Genomic DNA, 20,578 nt, shown 5'->3' with positions numbered 1-20,578 from the left:
ACTCGGCCTCCGCCGCGAGTGAGCAGAAGAAGACAATAAGTAGGGTATTGCTGTGACGCGAATTACCACGGACCCGGAGCCGGGACAACCCGCGCCGGGGAAGAACAGAATTCTGAATGCCTCGTTCGGCGCGGTGACCGCACTGGTGGTGATCGCGGTCGTCGCAGCCGGATGGTTCGGCTCGGGGTGGGCACGTGCTCTCTTCGCGGACAAGCCGATCGCCGTCGCACGCGATTCGGCGTTGACCGGCGCCCAACAGGCGGGGATCAACCTCAATACGGTGGACTCCGCGAACATCGAGGGGTCCTTCGAGAACATGAAGTCGTCGATCACGGGCGACCAGATGAACCAAGATCTTCAGTCGACGATTGACGGGCTCACCGACCAGATGCAGCAGACGGGGGCGTCGAGCAAGGCCGAATTGATTCAGGGCACCCTGACAGAATTGAACACGGATGACGGCACGGCGAAAGCTCTGGTCGTCGTGGCGGTGACGACGACGTGGCCGGACCGGTTCGACAAGGTCAAGGTGACGATGCGACTGGGCGTCGAGGACGTGGACGGGGTTTGGAAGGCGTCGTCGGTCGAACCGGTTGGCGGACGGATTCCGCTCGAAAATGGTCGGATCCCGGCGGTAGGCGCGGACCCTGCGCCCACCGGTCAGGAGCCGGCGCCCGATGGTAGTGCCGGTGGTCAGTAGACCTGATGTGCTGCGGTATCCCCTCGACGACAGGTCGTCGTGTTTTGAGTATGACGACGAGTCGTCGTGTAGTGAGAAAGCGGTAAAGTATGCCTCCCAAGCCTCGTAACAACGTGCCGGGCAGCGCTGCAAAGGGCAGGCGTCCGCGCGTAGCGGGGACCCGCAAGGCAACCCCGAAGCCGCCGGCGAAGACGGCCGAGCCCGCAAAGCAGGCCGAGCCCGCAAAGCAGGCCGAGCCCGCAAAGCCGGACTTGGCGAAGAAGTCCACTGGGGCGGAACCAACGGTGTCGACCGAGAAGCCGGTGTCGACCGAAAAGCCGGCTGCAGCCGGCAAGACCAAGATCGCGAACCTGCAGCCGCGGATCGGTACTCAGCAGCCTCCGCCCGCCGTCTGGGTCGAGGCGCCCGGCGGGAACAGCGGGGGCAACAGGATCACGTGGAAGCTCGTAGGGATCCTCGGTACGGCCGCGTTCGTGGTGGGCGTGTTTGCTGCAGCGGCGGCGTTCAAACCGGGAGCAAACATCACCAACACCGCGTGGGTCGACGAAGGCACGACCGCGGAAGTGACCAGGGCGGGCACCGACGCGATCGAGACGCTGTACACGTACAACTACGAGACCATCGACCAGGACTTCGACAACGCTCGAGAATACCTTGACGACGCCAGACGGCAAGAGTTCGATTCGACCGCGGACATAACGAAAGATGCTGCAATCCAGACGAAGACGGCCACCCAGGCAGCGGTCACCGATATCGGTGTCACCGTCCTCGACGGCGACCGAGCCGAACTTCTCGCGCACATGAACGTCAGCGCGACCGGAGACTCGGTGGCGATCGGCAGTGCCGCGACCCCGCTCTCAATCAAGATGGAGAAGATCGACGGCAAATGGGTGCTGTCCCATATCTCTGACAGTGACGGCTGAGTCGGCACCGCCGATGTGACGGCTGACGCGCTACGCGACTCCGCGCCTTGCGGGGGTCCGGCACCCGGGAGATCGGCGTGCAGAGTCGCTCGTCAGCGAATGGAGGATCATCCGACCCCTGTGCCCGTCGACCCTTGTGCCCGTCGACCCCTGTGCCCGTCGACCCCTGTGCCCGTCGACCCCTGTGCCCGTCGACCCCTGTGCCCGTCGACCCCTGTGCCCGTCGGCGAGAGCGGATACGAGCACCTTGCGGGTGGCGGGTGGCGGTGGCGACGGATCGGACTCGGACTCGGACTCGGACGGTCGATGACGTGAGCGTTCCGGCGCTCGCGGCCCCGCCTCCCCCGAAGATTGTCGGTTCCGTCAAAATTGTCCGCGATCGCGGGCGCACATCATTCGCCGACGTCAGCGGCTATGGAGGGATCCCGGGAGCGTCCTGCGACCGCTGTGAAACCACGCGACATGCGCCCTATCTCTTGACGCCACGTTGATCACCCGTCACTCTGATGCGTGAACATGCGCAGTGCCGCGTGGCCGAGCGCCCCAGCGGGTGCTGCTTCGGGTGCCCGACTCGACATCTACTGAGTTTGGGTGTACTTTTGGACGTTGCGCTGGCTGCCTCCTGTCCACCTCTCGTCCGTAACGCTTTGAAGGCTTCACTCTTCAGCAACTGTGGCGAGTTTCGTTCGGGTTGTAAGCAGCGAAATTCGAAGCAGATACAGCGGCGGTCGCAACAGCAAGAGCGGCCCGCGTGAGGTGCTGGAAGGACGCATCTTGGCAGTCTCTAGCCAGACCAAGGCAGTTTCCGGAATCCCCGGAGCCCCGAAGAGGGTTTCGTTCGCGAAAATTCGCGAACCCCTCGAAGTTCCCGGGCTACTTGATGTACAAACCGATTCTTTCGAGTGGTTGATCGGTGCGCAGAGTTGGCGCGAACGCGCCGCGGCACGTGGCGACAACGCAGTTTCCGGTGGCCTGGAGGACATCCTCGAGGAACTTTCGCCGATCGAGGATTTCTCGGGCTCCATGTCTCTGTCCTTCTCGGACCCGCGCTTCGACGAGGTCAAGGCCACGACGGAGGAGTGTAAAGACAAGGACATGACCTACGCGGCGCCGTTGTTCGTCACCGCGGAATTCATCAACAACAACACCGGTGAGATCAAGAGCCAGACGGTCTTCATGGGCGACTTCCCGATGATGACCGAAAAGGGCACGTTCATCATCAACGGCACCGAGCGTGTCGTGGTCTCCCAGTTGGTGCGTTCCCCTGGTGTCTACTTCGACCACTCCGTCGACAAGGCTACCGAGAAGGACCTGCACAGCGTGAAGGTCATCCCGGGCCGTGGTGCGTGGCTCGAGTTCGACGTCGACAAGCGCGATACCGTTGGTGTCCGCATCGACCGCAAGCGCCGTCAGCCGGTTACCGTGCTGTTGAAGGCTCTCGGCTGGACCACCGAGCAGATCACCGAGCGTTTCGGTTTCTCGGAGATCCTCATGGCCACGCTGGAGAAAGACAACACCGCCGGCACCGACGAGGCTCTGCTCGACATCTACCGCAAGCTGCGTCCCGGCGAGCCGCCGACCAAGGAGAGCGCGCAGACGCTCCTGGAGAACCTGTTCTTCAAGGACAAGCGCTACGACCTGGCTCGCGTGGGTCGCTACAAGATCAACAAGAAACTGGGTCTCAACACCGGACAGCCGATCGTCGCGTCGACCCTCACCGAGGAAGACATCGTCGCCACCATCGAGTACCTGGTGCGCCTGCACGCCGGTGACAACGAGATGACCGCCCCCGGCGGCGTCGCGGTGCCCGTCGAGGTCGACGATATCGACCACTTCGGTAACCGTCGTCTGCGTACGGTGGGTGAGCTCATCCAGAACCAGATCCGCGTGGGCCTGTCCCGCATGGAGCGTGTTGTTCGTGAGCGTATGACCACCCAGGACGTCGAGGCCATCACGCCGCAGACGCTGATCAACATCCGGCCTGTCGTGGCAGCGATCAAGGAGTTCTTCGGAACTTCCCAGTTGTCGCAGTTCATGGACCAGAACAATCCGCTGTCCGGACTGACGCACAAGCGTCGTCTGTCCGCACTCGGCCCGGGTGGCCTGTCCCGTGAGCGTGCCGGCCTCGAGGTGCGAGACGTGCACCCCTCGCACTACGGCCGCATGTGCCCGATCGAAACCCCTGAGGGTCCGAACATCGGTCTGATCGGTTCACTCTCGGTGTACGCACGGGTCAACCCGTTCGGCTTCATCGAGACCCCGTACCGCAAAGTCGAGAACGGGCAGGTTACCGATCAGGTCGACTACCTGACCGCGGACGAGGAGGACCGCCACGTCGTCGCGCAGGCCAACTCCGTCATCGACTCCGCCGGTCACTTCACCGACGAAAAGATCCTTGTTCGTCGTAAGGGTGGCGAGGTCGAGTTCGTCTCGTCCTCCGACATCGACTACATGGACGTCTCGCCGCGTCAGATGGTGTCCGTCGCGACCGCGATGATCCCGTTCCTCGAGCACGACGACGCCAACCGCGCGCTGATGGGCGCGAACATGCAGCGTCAGGCGGTGCCGCTGGTTCGCAGCGAGGCACCTCTGGTCGGTACCGGCATGGAGTTGCGTGCCGCTGTCGACGCAGGCGACGTCATCGTCAACGAGAAGACCGGTGTCGTCGAAGAGGTCTCCGCCGACTACGTCACGGTCATGGCCGACGATGGAAGCCGCAAGACCTACCGGATGCGCAAGTTCGCGCGTTCCAACCAGGGCACCTGCGCCAACCAGCGTCCGATCGTGGATGAGGGACAGCGTGTCGAGTTCGGACAGGTCCTGGCGGACGGGCCCTGCACCGAGAACGGTGAGATGGCGCTCGGCAAGAACCTGCTCGTCGCGATCATGCCGTGGGAAGGCCACAACTACGAGGACGCGATCATCCTGTCGCAGCGACTCGTGGAAGAGGACGTCCTGACCTCGATTCACATCGAGGAGCACGAGATCGATGCCCGCGACACCAAGCTCGGTGCCGAGGAGATCACTCGCGACATCCCGAACGTCTCCGACGAGGTCCTTGCCGATCTCGACGAGCGCGGCATCATCCGTATCGGTGCCGAGGTTCGTGATGGCGACGTACTGGTCGGAAAGGTCACGCCGAAGGGCGAGACCGAGCTGACCCCGGAGGAGCGCCTGCTGCGCGCCATCTTCGGTGAGAAGGCTCGCGAGGTTCGCGATACGTCGCTGAAGGTTCCCCACGGTGAGACCGGCAAGGTCATCGGCATTCGTGTGTTCTCGCGCGACGACGACGACGATCTGCCCCCCGGTGTCAACGAGTTGGTCCGTGTCTACGTGGCGCAGAAGCGCAAGATTCAGGACGGCGACAAGCTCGCCGGCCGTCACGGAAACAAGGGCGTCATCGGCAAGATCCTCCCGCAGGAGGACATGCCGTTCATGCCCGACGGCACCCCGGTCGACATCATTCTGAACACCCACGGTGTTCCGCGTCGTATGAACATCGGTCAGATCCTGGAGACTCATCTCGGTTGGATCGGCAAGACCGGCTGGAATGTATCGATCGCAGGCGACGGCTCCCGCCCCGATTGGGCAGAGAACCTGCCGGAGGAGATGCTGACGGCTCCCGCCGACTCCAACATCGCCACCCCGGTGTTCGACGGTGCCAAGGAAGACGAGCTCACCGGTCTCCTCGGTTCGACGCTGCCGAACCGCGACGGCGAGGTCATGGTCGCGCCCGACGGAAAGGCGACGTTGTTCGACGGCCGTTCCGGCGAGCCGTTCCCGTACCCGGTGTCGGTCGGCTACATGTACATCATCAAGCTGCACCACTTGGTCGACGACAAGATCCACGCTCGCTCGACCGGTCCGTACTCGATGATCACCCAGCAGCCGCTCGGCGGTAAGGCCCAGTTCGGTGGCCAGCGCTTCGGTGAGATGGAGTGCTGGGCTATGCAGGCCTACGGCGCGGCTTACACGCTGCAGGAGTTGCTCACCATCAAGTCGGACGACGTGGTAGGTCGAGTCAAGGTGTACGAGGCCATCGTCAAGGGCGAGAACATCCCCGAGCCGGGCATTCCCGAGTCCTTCAAGGTACTCCTGAAGGAGCTCCAGTCGCTCTGCCTCAACGTGGAGGTGCTGTCCTCGGACGGTGCGGCCATTGCGATGGCGGACGGTGACGACGAGGACTTGGAGCGGGCCGCGGCGAACCTGGGCATCAACTTGTCCAGGAACGAAGCGGCGACGGTCGACGACCTCGCGAACTAGGTAACGGTCCCCGGGTCGTGGGAAATCACGGCCCGGGGGCGTAGTTCACATTTGGAATTGGCAGTCAGGAATCGGCGGCCACCGCTGATCCACAATCCCTCTGGGGAAAGGAAGTTACGTGCTCGACGTCAACTTCTTCGATGAGCTTCGCATTGGCCTCGCCAGCGCTGAGGACATCCGCAATTGGTCCTACGGTGAGGTCAAGAAGCCGGAGACCATCAACTACCGCACGCTCAAGCCCGAGAAGGACGGCCTCTTCTGCGAGAAGATTTTCGGCCCCACCAGGGACTGGGAATGCTACTGCGGTAAGTACAAGCGTGTCCGCTTCAAGGGCATCATCTGTGAACGCTGCGGTGTCGAGGTGACTCGCGCGAAGGTTCGGCGTGAGCGGATGGGCCACATCGAACTGGCTGCCCCGGTCACCCACATCTGGTACTTCAAGGGTGTGCCCAGCCGCCTCGGCTACTTGCTCGACTTGGCGCCGAAGGATCTCGAGAAGATCATCTACTTCGCCGCGTACGTCATCGTCGGCGTCGATGAGGAACTTCGTCACAACGAGCTGTCCACGCTCGAAGCCGAGATGCAGGTGGAGAAGAAGACTGTCGCCGATCAGCGCGACGCCGACCTCGAGGCCCGCGCCCAGAAGCTCGAAGCCGACATCGCCGAACTGGAGGCCGAGGGCGCCAAGTCCGACGTCCGCCGCAAGGTGAAGGACGGTGGCGAGCGCGAGATGCGTCAGCTCCGTGACCGTGCCCAGCGGGAGCTGGATCGTCTCGAGGAGATCTGGAACACGTTCACGAAGCTGAGCGTCAAGCAGCTCATCGTCGACGAACTCCTCTACCGCGAGCTGGTCGATCGCTACGGCGAGTACTTCACCGGCGCCATGGGCGCCGAGTCGATCCAGAAGCTCATGGAGAGCTTCGACATCAACGCCGAGGCCGAGAACCTGCGCGAGACCATCCGCAGCGGCAAGGGGCAGAAGAAGCTCCGCGCCCTCAAGCGACTCAAGGTCGTCGCCGCGTTCCAGACCAACCAGAACTCGCCGATGGGCATGGTTCTCAACGCGGTGCCGGTGATCCCGCCGGAGCTGCGGCCGATGGTTCAGCTCGACGGTGGCCGATTCGCCACCTCGGACCTGAACGACCTGTACCGCCGCGTGATCAACCGCAACAACCGCCTCAAGCGACTGATCGATCTCGGCGCTCCCGAGATCATCGTCAACAACGAGAAGCGGATGCTGCAGGAGTCGGTGGACGCGCTGTTCGACAACGGCCGTCGTGGCCGTCCGGTCACCGGTCCCGGTAACCGTCCGCTGAAGTCCCTGAGCGATCTACTCAAGGGCAAGCAGGGTCGATTCCGTCAGAACCTGCTCGGCAAGCGCGTTGACTACTCGGGTCGTTCCGTCATCGTCGTCGGTCCGCAGCTCAAGCTGCACCAGTGCGGTCTGCCGAAGCTGATGGCGCTCGAACTGTTCAAGCCGTTCGTGATGAAGCGTCTGGTCGATCTGAACCACGCGCAGAACATCAAGTCCGCGAAGCGCATGGTGGAACGTCAGCGCGCACAGGTGTGGGACGTTCTCGAAGAGGTCATCGCCGAGCACCCTGTGCTGCTGAACCGTGCACCGACGCTGCACCGACTGGGCATCCAGGCGTTCGAGCCGCAGCTGGTCGAGGGCAAGGCCATCCAGCTGCACCCGCTGGTGTGTGAGGCGTTCAACGCCGACTTCGACGGCGACCAGATGGCCGTGCACCTTCCGCTGTCCGCGGAGGCGCAGGCCGAGGCTCGCATCCTGATGCTGTCATCGAACAACATCTTGTCGCCCGCGTCGGGTCGACCGCTTGCCATGCCCCGTCTGGACATGGTCACCGGTCTGTACCACCTGACCCGGTTGGACGAAAATGTGGTCGGCGAACTCGTCGCGTCCACCAGCGACGAAGCTGAGCATGGCGTGTACTCCTCGCCGGCCGAGGCCCAGATGGCTGTCGATCGCGGCTCTCTCGTCGTGCAGGCGAAGATCAAGGTGCGGCTCACGCAGCAGCGCCCGCCCCGTGACCTTGAGGCTGAGCTGTTCCCCGAGGGCTGGAACTATGGCGACGGCTGGACTGCGGAGACGACGCTGGGCCGTGTGCTCTTCAACGAGTTGCTCCCGGTGGACTACCCGTTCGTCAACGAGCAGATGCCGAAGAAGCGTCAGGCCACGATCATCAACGATCTCGCCGAGCGCTACCCCATGATCGTGGTCGCGCAGACAGTCGACAAGCTGAAGGACGCCGGCTTCTACTGGGCCACGCGTTCGGGTGTCACGATCTCGATCTCCGATGTCCTTGTGCCGCCGGAGAAGGCCGAGATCATGGAGTCCTTCGAGCAGCAGGCCGATCAGATCGAGAAGAAGTACCAGCGTGGTGCACTGAACAAGACCGAGCGCAACAGTGCACTGGTCAAGATCTGGTCCGAAGCCACCGATCAGGTGGGTAGGGCGATGGAGGCACACTTCCCCGACGACAACCCGATCCCGATGATCGTGAAGTCCGGCGCCGCCGGCAACATGACTCAGGTTCGTTCGCTCGCCGGCATGAAGGGCTTGGTGACGAACCCGAAGGGTGAGTTCATTCCGCGTCCGATCAAGTCTTCCTTCAAGGAAGGCCTGACCGTTCTCGAGTACTTCATCAACACGCACGGCGCCCGTAAGGGTCTGGCCGATACTGCGCTCCGCACCGCCGACTCGGGTTACCTGACGCGTCGCCTGGTGGACGTCTCGCAGGACGTCATCGTCCGTGAGGTCGACTGTGGAACCGAGCGCGGCATCGTCACCACGATCGCCGAAAAGCAGGCCGACGGGTCGATGATCCGCGATGCCCACGTGGAGACGAGCACGTACGCCCGTACGCTGGCCGCCGAGGCGGTAGACGGGAACGGCAACGTCATCGTCGAGCGTGGACATGACCTGGGTGACCCGGCTATCGATGCGCTGCTCGAAGCAGGCATTACGCAGGTCAAGGTCCGCTCGGTGCTCACCTGCACCACCGGTACCGGCGTCTGTGCCACCTGCTACGGCCGTTCGATGGCCACGGGCAAGCTCGTCGACATCGGTGAGGCGGTCGGTATCGTCGCCGCGCAGTCCATCGGTGAGCCCGGTACCCAGCTGACCATGCGTACGTTCCACCAGGGTGGTGTCGCCGGAGACGACATCACCGGTGGTTTGCCGCGTGTCCAGGAACTATTCGAGGCCCGCGTCCCCAAGGGCAAGGCTCCGATCGCCGACGTCACCGGTCGCGTGCAACTCGAGGACGGCGATCGCTTCTACAAGATCACCATCGTCCCGGACGACGGTGGCGAGGAGGTTGTCTACGACAAGCTCTCGAAGCGTCTGCGTCTGCGTGTCTTCAAGCACGAAGACGGCAGCGAGCGCCTGCTGTCTGATGGTGACCACGTGGAGGTCGGTCAGCAGCTCATGGAAGGTGCTGCCGATCCGCATGAGGTGCTGCGTGTCATGGGTCCCCGACAGGTGCAGATCCACCTCGTCAACGAGGTCCAGGAGGTGTACCGGAGCCAGGGTGTGTCGATCCATGACAAGCACATCGAGGTCATCGTGCGCCAGATGCTGCGTCGCGTGACGATCATCGACTCGGGCGCCACGGAGTTCCTGCCCGGTTCGCTGACCGAGCGTGCGGACTTCGAAGCGGCCAACCGTCGGGTTGTCGCCGAGGGCGGCGAGCCTGCAGCCGGACGTCCGGTGCTGATGGGTATTACCAAGGCATCACTGGCGACCGACTCGTGGCTGTCTGCGGCGTCGTTCCAAGAGACCACTCGTGTGCTGACCGATGCGGCCATCAACTGCCGCTCGGACAAGCTGATCGGTCTGAAGGAAAATGTGATCATCGGTAAGTTGATCCCTGCAGGTACCGGCATCAACCGTTACCGCAACATTCAGGTTCAGCCGACCGAGGAGGCCCGCGCTGCCGCGTACGCGGTTCCGTCGTACGACGACCAGTACTACAGCCCGGACGGCTTCGGCCAGGGCACCGGTGCCGCAGTGCCGCTGGACGACTACGGGTTCAGCAACGATTACCGGTAGTTGCTCTGTGCTTGGTTGACAAGTCTCGAGACTCTTCAACCAAGCAATACAGACGTGTTGGCCCCACCCCACTCTCTTCGGGGGTGGGGCCAACATTTGTTTGACCCACCGGTCTGTGGGTGGCCACAGTTGCGATGCGCGGTCGATGTTCGGCCCCGGTGCTCCATAACGACTACTCTCGACTACACCTGCCTGATATCCCTGATATCCCTGATATCCCTGATTCGTTGAACGGAGACGAGGATGCCGGAGAAGAAGATCGATCGCGTCAAGGCTGAGTCGGCGCTCGAGGCGGTGCGGGAAAGTCCCACGATCGCACTCATCACGGTGGCACCGGCACTCGTCGTGTTCGGCGTGGTGTGGTGGCTGCTCGGATTCTGGCTTGCGCTTGTGTTGGCCGTGGTGCTCGGGGTCGTCGCGGTCGCCGGGCGGAAGTTGTTCTGACGCCGCTACCTCGGGACGTGGAATGTGGTCAGTGACGCCCCATTCGAGGTGAGTTCGTCCCAGTCACACGCCACCGTGAGCACGGCGAGTGCCGACGTCGGGAACTTCTCCCGCGTCACGCGGGCCGCCGCGGTCTCGAGGTCGTCCGCCAGATCCAATGCTGTCAAGGGCATACCCGGAACATGGCCGACTACCAGCAGAGTGCGCACCGAAGGCTCGATCCGCGCGATCTCCGCCAGAACCTTTGCGGCGTATGCGCCGTAGAGTTCGTCCGCGAATCGGGTGGGGGCGTCGACCCGCGTGGCCTCGAGAGTTTCGCGGGTGCGGCGAGCGGTCGAACAGAGCACAGCATCGATCGGTGGCTGAGTCGACCGTAACCATTCGCCAGCCGCTCCAGCATCCTCGCGCCCGCGCGAGGTCAATGGGCGTTCGTGATCCGTGGCGCCCTCCGAATACCCCGACTTGCCGTGGCGCATCAAGATCAGGGTGCGGGCGGGTGCCGGGGAGTTCGCGGGCATGGGTTGACGCTAGATCAGGTTCCTCGCGAGCGCGAGTCTGCGCGGATCGAGATTTGCCGATGATTCTTCGGTGGCACACGGGGTCGAGAAGATTCTGGGCGAGTCGTTGCTACCAGTCAGTAGATTGAGTTTACTGTGCGAACCGGTTGTTCTACTGAAAGAGTTGGGGGCTCAGGTGGTGGCTGTCTGCGCCAGAACAGCAGGGGGAGGTAGGTGACTGCTGGCCGAATTCTGTATGTGTTGTGCCGAGGCAATCGCCGAGGTCTCCCCGCACCGAAGCGTAATTCGTGAATCCGGAAGCATTCGGCGGACGGATCTCTTTCCGGGCCGTTCCCGCGATAGCAGACCAAGTGGAGACGCATTGATGGACATTGAAGGCCGGCAACAGTTCATAGAGACTCCCGATGGAAAACTTTCTTCGGAATGGTTCCATGCCGAGAACGAGCACACTCGTTTGGTCTTCTTCCCAGCGATGGGTGTCAAGATCCGCCACTACCGAAGATTCGCGGCAGGTCTGGCCCGCGCAGGGATCACGTGCATCACCGTCGAGTACCGCGGCCAAGATGGCAACTCGAGCATCGATCGCCGCAGCCGATTCGGATATACAGAGATCGCCACTATCGACATACCTGCTGCACTCGCTGCGGCCGCACAACCAGGAGTGCTGACATGGGTGGGTGGACATAGTCTTGGCGCCCAACTGATTACGCTTGCCGTCGGCACGGACGGTCTCGACGCAGCCGAAGGAGTTATTTCCATAGCAGGAGGAACGCCGTACTTCCGCAGCTACCCGCTACTCGATGCATGGCGGCCGCTCCTGGGAACCACCGGACCTGCCTTCGTCGCAGCCGCAGTCGGATACTGGCCCGGCGACAGGCTCGGGATGGGTGGCCGGCAGTCGAAGTACCTCACTCGAGACTGGGCACGCCTTTCCTGGTCGGGAGATTTCACAAAACTCCGGGGGATCCAAGGCAGTTCAACCGATTTCAGCAAATTCGACCGGCCATTTACTGCAATCGTTTTCGACGATGACGCACTGGCGCCGGTCTCGACAGCCGAGGCACTCGTCGCGACACTTCCACACGCACACGGAAGAGTCGTTTCTGTCGCCGGAAGCGGCGGGCACGTCGAATGGCTGAAGAAGCCAGAGAACGCGGTTTCCTCGATACAGGCGGCGGTTGCTGTTCCTGAAAAATCCTGACCGACACGATATGGGAGCCTGAAGATGTTGACCATGAAGACGAAATGCGAGGCGTGCCGATCGTCTCTACGAAACGATTCCGCCGCAACGATCTGCAGCTACGTATGCACATTCTGCAGTGCCTGCGCAGCCGAGATGGACAATCAGTGCCCGAACTGCGGAGGAGAGCTGTGCGCCAGACCGCGTCGCACAACGGGCGCGGTGCAGATCAGTCGTCGCGCACCCGCGCGAATCCTCCGGTCTCTCAGGACCCGTCGTTGAACGTCTGATTGCTGCGCATGGAAGACACCGTAGTAGCGCTTCTGTTCCTGATGTTTGCGTTGGTGAACGGTTATGGCGTATACGTCGGTTACCGGGGCTGGGTCACCGACCCGGAGAAGCATGGCTGGCCGATTCCCGACAAGGTACGCGACAGCCCCGAGCTGACTCGAGTCGCGAATTCGCTCGTCACCCGCTGGTGCGCGGTGTCTTCAGTGCTCGCGCTGATCCCCGCGGTAGCCCTGATGCCCAGGATCTTGTCGGAGTTCCAGATCGAACTCTCGATCAAAGAACTCCTAGCCATCGCCGCTTACGGCATGGTCGTCTCCGTGGTGGCTGGGTACCCGTTCGACCGCATCTCACGCCTGTGACCCACCCGACCCACGAGGCGGCGCACTGAGGTGCGGGTAGTTTCGGGCGACTCCGTGGAAAAGAGTACAGCGATGCCGCGCGAGATCTGACGCGTGAGATCGATTGTGCCGGTAGTCGAAACGTTGCCCCAGACGAGCTGGTCCACCAGCTCGAGGTGGAGATCAGCCCGTTGGCCTCGCTGAACTCGGAGATTCCGCTGGTGTGGATGCTGTTGTGTCGAGTGGTCCGACATGGGCCACCGCCCGCAGGGCACCTTCGACCAAGAACCAGACGGTCAGCGACGTGTCGTCCCGGCGCCAACGCAGGACGATCTTGTCGCTCGAGACGATGGGGGCAAGGTACTCGAGTACGGCGCGATGAGGGTTGTCGACGAGTCGGCCGCCTCCGGGATGCTCGTGGTCCGCAAGCAACTCCTCCACGGCCTGCCAGTAGACGGCATTGTTCACGTGGTCGAACGGGTCGATATCGGTGCGGCGCAGGACGAATTCAGAGTCTTCGATGCCCTCCTCATCGGCGGCCGGAGCGTTCTCGACGAGCCAGCGCTTCCACTTGAGCCGGTGTTCGTCGGCGGATTCGCCGAGACGCTCGATGAATCCGTCGTCGATCCTGGTGGGCATCCCGGTGTCGCCGCTGATGTGGATCCAGAAGCCCTCGGTCTCGATCAGGGCGCCCGCCTCGCCCTTGACCTGCACCCGCATGTTCGTCCAGCGGGTCGACAGCGCCGAGCACCAGCGCCGAAGGTGGACCCGCTCGGGCCACACGGCAGGCCGCACGATGTCGATGACGGTGCGCCGGACGATCCACAGCGGGTGGCTGTCTGCAGCATTTACGGCATCGAGGTTGTCCAGTCCGACGTCCTGGAGGTAGCGCGCGATCCCGTCGAGGCGCAATCGCTTTGCGGCGTCGATATCGCCCGTACGGACGGGCCAGGAGGTCTCGAAGAATCGACCTTGTGAGGGTGGAACGGCGAGTGGTCCGTCGAGTGCCAAGATGCTGTTCCTTCTGTCGTGGGCGTAGCCCCGATTCTTCCAGTTCGCACAGGTGCTTGTTCGTGGACGTGATTCTCAGTACATATCATATATGTGTTACTAGAGGTGACATAAAGTAGTTCGATCCTCTGCACCGCGTGAGGAAACCGCAATGGCATATGTCATCACCCAGGCCTGTTGCAACGACGCGAGTCGTGTCTCCGCGTGTTGCATCCACCCGGTACCGGGTAAGCGGGAGTACGCGCAGACCGAGATGCTGCGTATCGACCCGGAGACCTGCATCGCTGCGGGGCCTGCGTCGACGCTTGCCCAGGCGATCTTCCCCGAGGACAAGCTCCTCGGCTCCCTGGCCCGATACAAGGACATCAACGCCGACTACTACAAGACGCATCCGATGCCCGAGGGCTGGATACCGCTGACACCTGCGACTCCGCCGCGACGCGATCTGGGCACGTTACGAATCGCTGTGGTGGGCACCGGCCGCTTGCTACGCGGCCGGTGAACTGCTCGACCGGTCTGACGTCGAGGTCGAGATGTTCGAGAAGCTGCCCACGCCGTTCGGGTTGGTGCGAGCCGGCGTCGCCCCCGACCATCCCGGAACCAAGGAGGTGACGCGAATGTTCGAGTGGAGTCTCGACAGGCCCAACTTCGAGTTTCACCTCAACGTCGAGATCGGCAAGCACGTCACTCACGACGAGTTGCTGGAGAACTATCACGCCGCCTCCGATTTCGTCGCCTGGTACAACGGTCACCCCGACTACGTGCAACGCACGTTCGACCTGTCCGGGAAGTGTGCGGTTATTGTAGGCAACGGCAACGTGGCGCTCGACGTGGCCGGCATCCTCACGATGAACGTCGAGGAGTTGGAGCGGACTGATATCGCGGATCAGCCCTGGCTGTATTGCGTCTCAGCAACGTCGAGGAGGTGGTGATCCTCGGTCGCCGCGGTCGCGCTCAGGCTGCCTACTCGGGTCCGGAGTTCCTGGCGCTCGGCGACCTCGAGAACGTGGACGGCGTGATCGACGGCGCCGACCTCGACCTCGGTGCCGCAGACCCGGTCCGGCCGGGCGATCCGGCCGCCGCGATGGAGGTCCGGCTCGCCAGGGAGTTCGGGCAGCGTGAACCGCGGCCCGGTTGCAAGCGCATCGTGTTCCACTACCTGACATCGCCGCTCGTGGTCACGGGTTCCGCCCGGGTCGAGGCCCTGCGCTACGGACGCAACAAACTGGTGATCGACGAGTCAGGCTTGCTGTCCTCGAAACTGCTATCGGCGAAGCCGAGGGGCGAAGAGGGGTCGCTCGACACCTCCCTCGTACTGCGCTCGATCGGGTATCGCGGCAACCCTGTCGGCGGAGTCGCGTTCGACGAGAAGCGTGGCGTGATCCCCAACGAACGGGGCCGCGTCTGCGATCGAGTGTTCGTGTCCGGGTGGATCAAGCGCGGTCCCAGCGGCGTCATCGGGACCAACAAAGTGTGCTCCAAGGAGACGGTGTCGACTCTGCTTGCCGATTTTGAGGCCGGGCGGTTCCCGACCACGGTGGGGCCCGTACGGACGCGAAGAAGCTGATCGAGCGACGACAACCGGAACGGATCGGGTTCGCGGGCCGGCGCGCGATCGATGCGGCGGAGAGGGCGCGTGCGGCAAGTTCCGGACGGCCGAGGGTCAAGGTGACCGACCGATCCGAGATGGTGTCCGTCGCCCGAAAGCGCAGGCATCTCTTCGCTCGTTGGCCCGACTGGTTCGTCCTGCTGTCCGCTCGAACGGAAAGTCGAGGGGCACGCGTCGGGATTGTGACACCCGACACCCTTAATTAGGTTGCGTCATAGTTGCTCTTGGGCAATAGTTGCGTAAGCGTTAGTATTTGGAAGTGCCTCTCAAACCTCCTGATCTCCTCTTCGAACTTCTCAACGATTTCTTCACCCAGTTGTTGTGCGTGGGGGAGTCGGAGTCGATGGACAACCTCATCGAACTGGACCTCACATTTTCACAGGTGCGGATACTCTTCGCGCTAACCCATCACGATGAACCGCTTCCGATCAACGAGGTGGCGGAACGGTTGCGGCTCTCTGTGGCCGCGGCTGGTCGGAACGTCGACCAACTCGTGAAGCTCGGACTGGTCGTTCGCCGGGAGGACGAGCGTGACCGGCGCGTCAAGCGGGTCTCGTTGTCTGATGCTGGGCGAAGGATCGCCACCTGGCACGTCGAATACAAGCGTGATCAGTTGCGACGGTTCGCAGGACTGATTCCGGATACCGACCGGACTCGACTGATCGAGGCACTACAGCCGATCCTCGCGGGGGATTCCCTGCGAGAACTTAACCAGGAGAGATGCGGATGACAACGCCGAAGGCCGCGCCCGCGGCGCCCGACAAGCTGGACAGCACGGTCCTCAAGATTGCGTCCGTGGTGGTGCTCGGCGCCATCATGTCGATCCTCGACGTGACCGTGGTCAGCGTCGCGCTCACTACGTTCGCCCAAGACTTCGACAGCACCTACGCCACCGTCGCATGGACGATGACCGCGTACACGCTCGCGCTGGCCACCGTCATCCCGGTGACCGGGTGGGCGGCCGACCGCTTCGGAACCAAGCGCCTGTACATGACGGCGTTGGTGCTGTTCGTCCTCGGTTCCGTAGCGTGCAGCATGGCCTGGGACATCACCTCGCTGATCGGCTTCCGCGTCCTTCAGGGGCTTGGCGGTGGCATGCTGATGCCCCTTGGTATGACGATCATGACGAGGGCCGCGGGTCCTGAGCGGGTGGGTCGGGTCATGGCGGTGCTCGGCATCCCGATGCTGCTCGGTCCTATCGGTGGCCCCATCCTCGGCGGCTGGCTGATCGAGGCCGCCAGCTGGCACTGGATCTTCCTGATCAACGTTCCCATCGGTGCTGTCGCCCTGGCCGCTGCCTTCATTATTCTGCCGTCCGACCGGCCGTCGCCTTCGGAGTCATTCGACTTCCTCGGAATGCTGCTGCTCTCGCCCGGTCTGGCGCTGTTCCTGTTCGGTGTGTCGTCCATACCCGAGGTCGGAACGGTGGCATCCGCCCGGGTGCTGGTGTCCGGTGCAATTGGACTCGCGCTGATCGTCGCGTTCGTCTTCCACGCCCTGGGCAAGGACCATCCGCTGATCGACCTGCACCTGTTCAAGAACCGGCAGTTGACTGTCGCGGTGATCACTATGTCGATGTTCATCGTCGCGTTCATGGGTGCCGGGCTGCTATTCCCGAGCTACTTCATCCAAGTCGGTGGTCACACCACTCTCGCCGCCGGTCTACTGATGGCGCCGCAGGGTCTCGGCGCGATGCTGACCATGCCGATCGCCGGACGTCTTGTCGACAAGATCGGTGCGGGCAAGATCGTGCTGACCGGTTTGCCGTTGATCTTCATCGGACTGGGTGTCTTCACTCAGGTTGCCGCGGATTCCCCGACGTGGTTGCTGATGGGTGCTCTGTTCGTGATGGGTATGGGCATGGGTTGCACGATGATGCCACTGATGACCGCGGCGATCGTGACGCTTTCCCATGAGCAGGTGGCGCGTGGTTCGACGCTGATGAACATCGTGCAGCAGACCGCCGGCTCGATCGGGACAGCTGTGATGTCGGTGGTCCTGACGAATCAGATTCTGAGCCACGGGGCGGCCGGACTGGCGGCCGCGTCGCGTGGCGATTCACCGGAAGCGGCGCAGATCGCCGCGCAGACGCCGCCGGACGTGCTGGCAAACGGGTTTTCGGAACTGGCCGATTCCTTCGGCAACACGTTCGTCGTGGCGGCGGTTCTGATCTTGCTGACGCTCATCCCTGCCTTCCTGCTGCCGCGCAAGAAGTCGGTGAACCCGAACCTTGGGGCCGAGGATGCCCCGACGGTCATGGTGCACTGATCTGCTCCACCCAGATCCGAGGTTCCGCGGGCAATCGAACCGTCCCAGCTGATCGCCCGATTTTCGTGGCGCCCAAGTAGTCGGTGGTCAGTATTTGCCAAAAATTTTGCGATGGGCAACGTCATTGCTGGGACGATGAGGGGGTGCGCAATCCACGATGGTTCACCCCGCGACCGGGACGCTTGGTTTCGCCGCCCCCTCGCCCCCTCCGTCGATCATGGCCGCAACCCGTGCAACTGCACGACTTCGAGCGTGCTGGTCTGCTCGACGGTCTCAGCGGCTCGGACCGTACCGCGCGCGTGGGAGTGTTGAACACCCTGGCCGGTGAAGGTGTATCGATCGAAGAACTGCGCACCGCTTCGTACGAAAACCAGCTTGCGCACCTGTTGCTCGAACACGCGCTGGCTCCGAAGAGTAACCGCAGCATCGACGAGATCTCTCAGATGACCGGAGTCACCGTGGAGGATGTTCGAAGGTGGTTCCGGGCGATAGGCAGGGGGGTGTCGGAAGACGGAAAGTACTACACCGACGCCGACGCGGATCTCGTTCGCGGGCTCGAGCAGTACCGCGAACTGGGGTTGGATGAGAGTGGGATGTTCGCAGCCGCGCGCGCTCTCGGCCGCAACATCTCGACAGTTGCCGACTCGGCCGGTGCAATCCTCCAGGAACGCCTCGAGGCCGCGCGTGACCATCCAGAATTGGCGCTGCGCTACGCGGTCGAGGTGCGGCGGATGGTGGATTTTCAGGCGCAGATCCTGGGCCACATCCTGGCGGCCAATCTTCGTCACCAACTGCGGTCCGACGCAGTCGGGATCGCTGGCGATTCCAATCTGCACATGCGTGGTGCTCAAGAGGTCGGTGTGTGTTTCGCCGACCTTGTCGGGTTCACGCTTCTCGGTGAGCGGGTGGCGCCCGGCGATCTGGGCCGGGTGGCCGAGCGACTCGACCGACTGGCCACCGAGATAGTGCAGCCACCGGTGCGACTGGTGAAGTCGATCGGCGACGCGGTCATGTTGGTGTCCCCCAATTCCGCGGCCCTGGCCGACACCGCTCTCGATCTCGTGCAGGCCGCTCGCACGGAAGGACTTCCGCCGCTGCGGGCGGGGATCGCGTGGGGCACCGCGGTACCGAGCGGGGGCGACTGGTTCGGACGACCGGTCAACATGGCCAGTCGGGTCGTCTCGGTCGCGCCGTCACACGAAGTGGTGGTAACCGGCGATTTCTATGACGAACTCGACACCGGGGAGTTCTGGGGCGAGACTTTGGGCCGTCATCGACTGAAGGGTATCGGCGCTCCGCAGGAATTGTTCGAGATCGGACGCCGTTCGGTGGCCTGAGCGACGCCGGGTGCAGGGCGATTGCGCGGCAAAGTTGTCGAGTGAGCGGCGCGCCGCCGGAAACCTGTCGTCACCTGACGCTAGTGTGTGTGTCACAGCTCACAGAAGCACATCGAGTGAGGCGCATCATGACTAGCGATTTGGGCGCAGGCTGGCACTTTTACGCGGTGGTCGAAACCGCGGTGGACGGCGGTCACACGCTCGCCGCGTTCGGCCCACGACCCACGGCACTCGACGCCCTCCGGTTGGCGGTGTACTCAATCAACCGCACCGCGTACTCGATGCTCGAACAAGGAATCGCCGGCGACCCGCGTGCCGACGCGCGTGTGGTCGAGCGGCTACCGATCACGTCGTTCACCATCAGGCGGCACCGCCACGGGACCAGTGAACTCGATGCTCGATGGATGCTGAACGGTCGCAGGAATCGCAAGCGGCATTCTCGGCCGTCGAATGCTCCTTCCGGTCCACGAGTTGCCTCCTGACCGTCAGGACATTCAATTCACGCGGTCCGGTCGCGACCTGCTACTCAGCACGGATCCGACTCCGGCCGTGACGACGAGCGCGATCGCGGCCAGCGACTGCATGCCGAGTAACTGTCCGAGCACGATCACACCGGCCAGGGTCGCCGCCGCCGGTTCCAGCGCGATGAGAACGGCGAATACCTTCTTGCTCATCACCCGGAGCGCCCGCAACTCCAGTGAGTACGGGATCACCGAGGACAGCAGCGCCACTCCGGCGCCGACGGCCAGGATTCGGGGATCGAACAGTTCGGAGCCGCCCGACACCACTCCCAGGGGAATCGTCAGGACTGCCGCAACGATGCTCGCTCCTGCGAGGCCGTCCGCGCTGGGAACCTTTGCCGCGAGATTCGAGCCGGCGATGATGTATCCGGCCCAGGCAGCCCCGGCGGTCAGCGCAAACGCCACACCAACGAGGTCGAGGGACTCGCCGCCCGAATTCTCGCGTAGGCCGAGCAGAACCACGCCGGCCAGTGCCGCCAGCACCCACACCCCGTCCCGCAGTCTTCGCGACAGCAGTGCGGCGAGTGTGAGTGGACCCAGGAACTCGATCGTGACGGCGGTCCCCAGCGGCAGTCGCGCAACAGCCTCGTAGAATGCCGAGTTCATCACGGCGAGGGCCACTCCCAGCGCGAGCATTCCCTGTCGTTGCGATCTCGTCCACCGCCGCCATCGAGGCCGTACGAGCACGCCGAGGATGAGCGCGGCGATGGTGAGGCGCAAGAACACGGCACCCCCCGCACCCACCGTGTCGAACAGAGTGCTCGCGAAGGCGGCGCCGAACTGTACGGACAACACCGCTCCGAGGACCGAGACGACGGGAAGAAGCTGACTGTGGGGTTCCGTGGTCCCTGGTGAGCGGGTGCCCGTAGTCATTGGTCAGTGCAATTCGGGCGCCGGCCCTCTTGCCGCAGCTTCTTTGTCGTTCGCAGGTCCCGCGGCGGGTTGACCGCCACCCGGCCGACCGGTGCGCCCGCGTTCCGGAGTGCCTCGATCACGTCCGGTTCGGAAATCGGGTTATCGGCTTCCGGTCGGTTGAGCGTCCAGGTGATGATGTCGTCATCGTGGGTGATGAGCACGGCGCCGGTCATGACGACTCCCTG

16 protein-coding genes and 1 pseudogene are annotated in these 20,578 nt (G+C 63.3%); 13 read left to right on the top strand and 4 right to left on the bottom strand.

Going from position 1 to position 20,578, the window contains the following annotated elements; translation table 11 throughout:
• Positions 1-133 precede the first annotated feature (133 nt).
• The 5 genes from RM2_RS16400 (at position 134) to RM2_RS16380 (ending at position 10,405) form a co-directional block, all read left to right on the top strand.
• Positions 134-700: a hypothetical protein gene (locus RM2_RS16400; RefSeq protein ID WP_072690625.1), complete on the top strand. Its 567-nt coding sequence runs from the start codon at positions 134-136 to the stop codon at positions 698-700.
• Positions 701-789: 89 nt separating this feature from the next.
• Positions 790-1,623, top strand: a complete 834-nt coding sequence (locus tag RM2_RS16395; protein ID WP_072690624.1) for a hypothetical protein — start codon at positions 790-792, stop codon at positions 1,621-1,623.
• Positions 1,624-2,379: 756 nt separating this feature from the next.
• Positions 2,380-5,886, top strand: a complete 3,507-nt coding sequence (gene rpoB, locus RM2_RS16390; protein ID WP_072690663.1) for a DNA-directed RNA polymerase subunit beta — start codon at positions 2,380-2,382, stop codon at positions 5,884-5,886.
• Between the two features lie 118 nt (positions 5,887-6,004).
• Positions 6,005-9,961 carry a DNA-directed RNA polymerase subunit beta' gene (locus RM2_RS16385; RefSeq protein WP_072690623.1) on the top strand — a complete coding sequence of 1,319 codons (3,957 nt, stop codon included), beginning with the start codon at positions 6,005-6,007 and terminating at the stop codon, positions 9,959-9,961.
• A 243-nt stretch (positions 9,962-10,204) separates the two neighbouring features.
• Positions 10,205-10,405: a hypothetical protein gene (locus tag RM2_RS16380; RefSeq protein ID WP_072690622.1), complete on the top strand. Its 201-nt coding sequence runs from the start codon at positions 10,205-10,207 to the stop codon at positions 10,403-10,405.
• A gap of 5 nt (positions 10,406-10,410) precedes the next feature.
• On the opposite strand, the gene RM2_RS16375 is transcribed toward RM2_RS16380, so the two are convergent.
• On the bottom strand, positions 10,411-10,923 hold the full coding sequence (locus RM2_RS16375) for a SixA phosphatase family protein (RefSeq protein WP_072690621.1): 513 nt from the start codon (positions 10,921-10,923) through the stop codon (positions 10,411-10,413).
• Between the two features lie 364 nt (positions 10,924-11,287).
• Here RM2_RS16375 and RM2_RS16370 point away from each other — a divergent pair, with 364 nt between their 5' ends.
• Genes RM2_RS16370 through RM2_RS16360 form a run of 3 tightly spaced genes read left to right on the top strand, consistent with a single transcriptional unit; the run spans position 11,288 to position 12,753 of the window.
• On the top strand, positions 11,288-12,124 hold the full coding sequence (locus RM2_RS16370; protein WP_072690620.1) for an alpha/beta fold hydrolase: 837 nt from the start codon (positions 11,288-11,290) through the stop codon (positions 12,122-12,124).
• Positions 12,125-12,148: 24 nt separating this feature from the next.
• Entirely contained in the window at positions 12,149-12,385 is a 237-nt protein-coding gene (locus RM2_RS16365; protein ID WP_072690619.1) for a DUF1272 domain-containing protein, read from the top strand.
• Between the two features lie 17 nt (positions 12,386-12,402).
• Positions 12,403-12,753, top strand: coding sequence for a hypothetical protein (locus RM2_RS16360; RefSeq protein WP_072690618.1), 351 nt, complete (start codon positions 12,403-12,405; stop codon positions 12,751-12,753).
• Between the two features lie 162 nt (positions 12,754-12,915).
• Here the strand turns inward: RM2_RS16360 and RM2_RS16355 are convergent, their stop codons facing one another.
• Positions 12,916-13,743 (bottom strand): acyl-[acyl-carrier-protein] thioesterase, encoded by an 828-nt coding sequence (locus RM2_RS16355; protein ID WP_072690617.1) that lies wholly within the window; start codon positions 13,741-13,743, stop codon positions 12,916-12,918.
• A 151-nt stretch (positions 13,744-13,894) separates the two neighbouring features.
• Between RM2_RS16355 and RM2_RS16350 the strand changes: the two are divergent.
• The 5 genes and pseudogenes from RM2_RS16350 to RM2_RS16330 form a co-directional block, all read left to right on the top strand.
• Positions 13,895-15,471 (top strand): annotated as a pseudogene (locus RM2_RS16350) (4Fe-4S binding protein); the annotation flags it as partial.
• Between the two features lie 140 nt (positions 15,472-15,611).
• Positions 15,612-16,082: a MarR family winged helix-turn-helix transcriptional regulator gene (locus tag RM2_RS16345; RefSeq protein ID WP_072690616.1), complete on the top strand. Its 471-nt coding sequence runs from the start codon at positions 15,612-15,614 to the stop codon at positions 16,080-16,082.
• Entirely contained in the window at positions 16,079-17,620 is a 1,542-nt protein-coding gene (locus tag RM2_RS16340) for a DHA2 family efflux MFS transporter permease subunit (protein WP_072690615.1), read from the top strand. The genes RM2_RS16345 and RM2_RS16340 overlap by 4 nt, the downstream gene beginning before the upstream one ends.
• 143 nt (positions 17,621-17,763) lie before the next feature.
• The gene (locus RM2_RS16335) at positions 17,764-18,957 is read left to right on the top strand and encodes an adenylate/guanylate cyclase domain-containing protein (RefSeq protein ID WP_072690614.1); all 1,194 of its coding nucleotides are present in this window, start codon (positions 17,764-17,766) and stop codon (positions 18,955-18,957) included.
• A gap of 128 nt (positions 18,958-19,085) precedes the next feature.
• A complete protein-coding gene (locus RM2_RS16330; protein WP_072690613.1) occupies positions 19,086-19,439 on the top strand; it encodes a hypothetical protein in 354 nt (117 codons plus the stop codon).
• A 12-nt stretch (positions 19,440-19,451) separates the two neighbouring features.
• Here the strand turns inward: RM2_RS16330 and RM2_RS16325 are convergent, their stop codons facing one another.
• Positions 19,452-20,351, bottom strand: coding sequence for an EamA family transporter (locus tag RM2_RS16325; protein ID WP_072690612.1), 900 nt, complete (start codon positions 20,349-20,351; stop codon positions 19,452-19,454).
• Positions 20,348-20,566: a hypothetical protein gene (locus RM2_RS25305; RefSeq protein WP_072690611.1), complete on the bottom strand. Its 219-nt coding sequence runs from the start codon at positions 20,564-20,566 to the stop codon at positions 20,348-20,350. Before RM2_RS25305 ends, RM2_RS16325 begins: the two co-directional genes overlap by 4 nt.
• Between the last annotated feature and the right edge of the window lie 12 nt (positions 20,567-20,578).

Source organism: Rhodococcus marinonascens NBRC 14363 (assembly GCF_001894885.1).
In the GTDB taxonomy this organism is placed as follows: Bacteria; Actinomycetota; Actinomycetes; order Mycobacteriales; family Mycobacteriaceae; genus Rhodococcus_F; species Rhodococcus_F marinonascens.
The sequence above is the reverse complement of the archived record's forward strand: the minus strand, read 5'-3'. Positions and strand labels throughout refer to the sequence as shown.

Coding starts and splice junctions, on each gene's coding strand:
- RM2_RS16395 (WP_072690624.1), top strand. CDS start 790: ATGCCTCCCAAGCCTCGTAACAACGTGCCGGGCAGCGCTGCAAAGGGC.
- RM2_RS16380 (WP_072690622.1), top strand. CDS start 10,205: ATGCCGGAGAAGAAGATCGATCGCGTCAAGGCTGAGTCGGCGCTCGAG.
- RM2_RS16375 (WP_072690621.1), bottom strand. CDS start 10,923: ATGCCCGCGAACTCCCCGGCACCCGCCCGCACCCTGATCTTGATGCGC.
- RM2_RS16370 (WP_072690620.1), top strand. CDS start 11,288: ATGGACATTGAAGGCCGGCAACAGTTCATAGAGACTCCCGATGGAAAA.
- RM2_RS16365 (WP_072690619.1), top strand. CDS start 12,149: ATGTTGACCATGAAGACGAAATGCGAGGCGTGCCGATCGTCTCTACGA.
- RM2_RS16360 (WP_072690618.1), top strand. CDS start 12,403: ATGGAAGACACCGTAGTAGCGCTTCTGTTCCTGATGTTTGCGTTGGTG.
- RM2_RS16340 (WP_072690615.1), top strand. CDS start 16,079: ATGACAACGCCGAAGGCCGCGCCCGCGGCGCCCGACAAGCTGGACAGC.
- RM2_RS16330 (WP_072690613.1), top strand. CDS start 19,086: ATGACTAGCGATTTGGGCGCAGGCTGGCACTTTTACGCGGTGGTCGAA.
- RM2_RS16325 (WP_072690612.1), bottom strand. CDS start 20,351: ATGACTACGGGCACCCGCTCACCAGGGACCACGGAACCCCACAGTCAG.
- RM2_RS25305 (WP_072690611.1), bottom strand. CDS start 20,566: ATGACCGGCGCCGTGCTCATCACCCACGATGACGACATCATCACCTGG.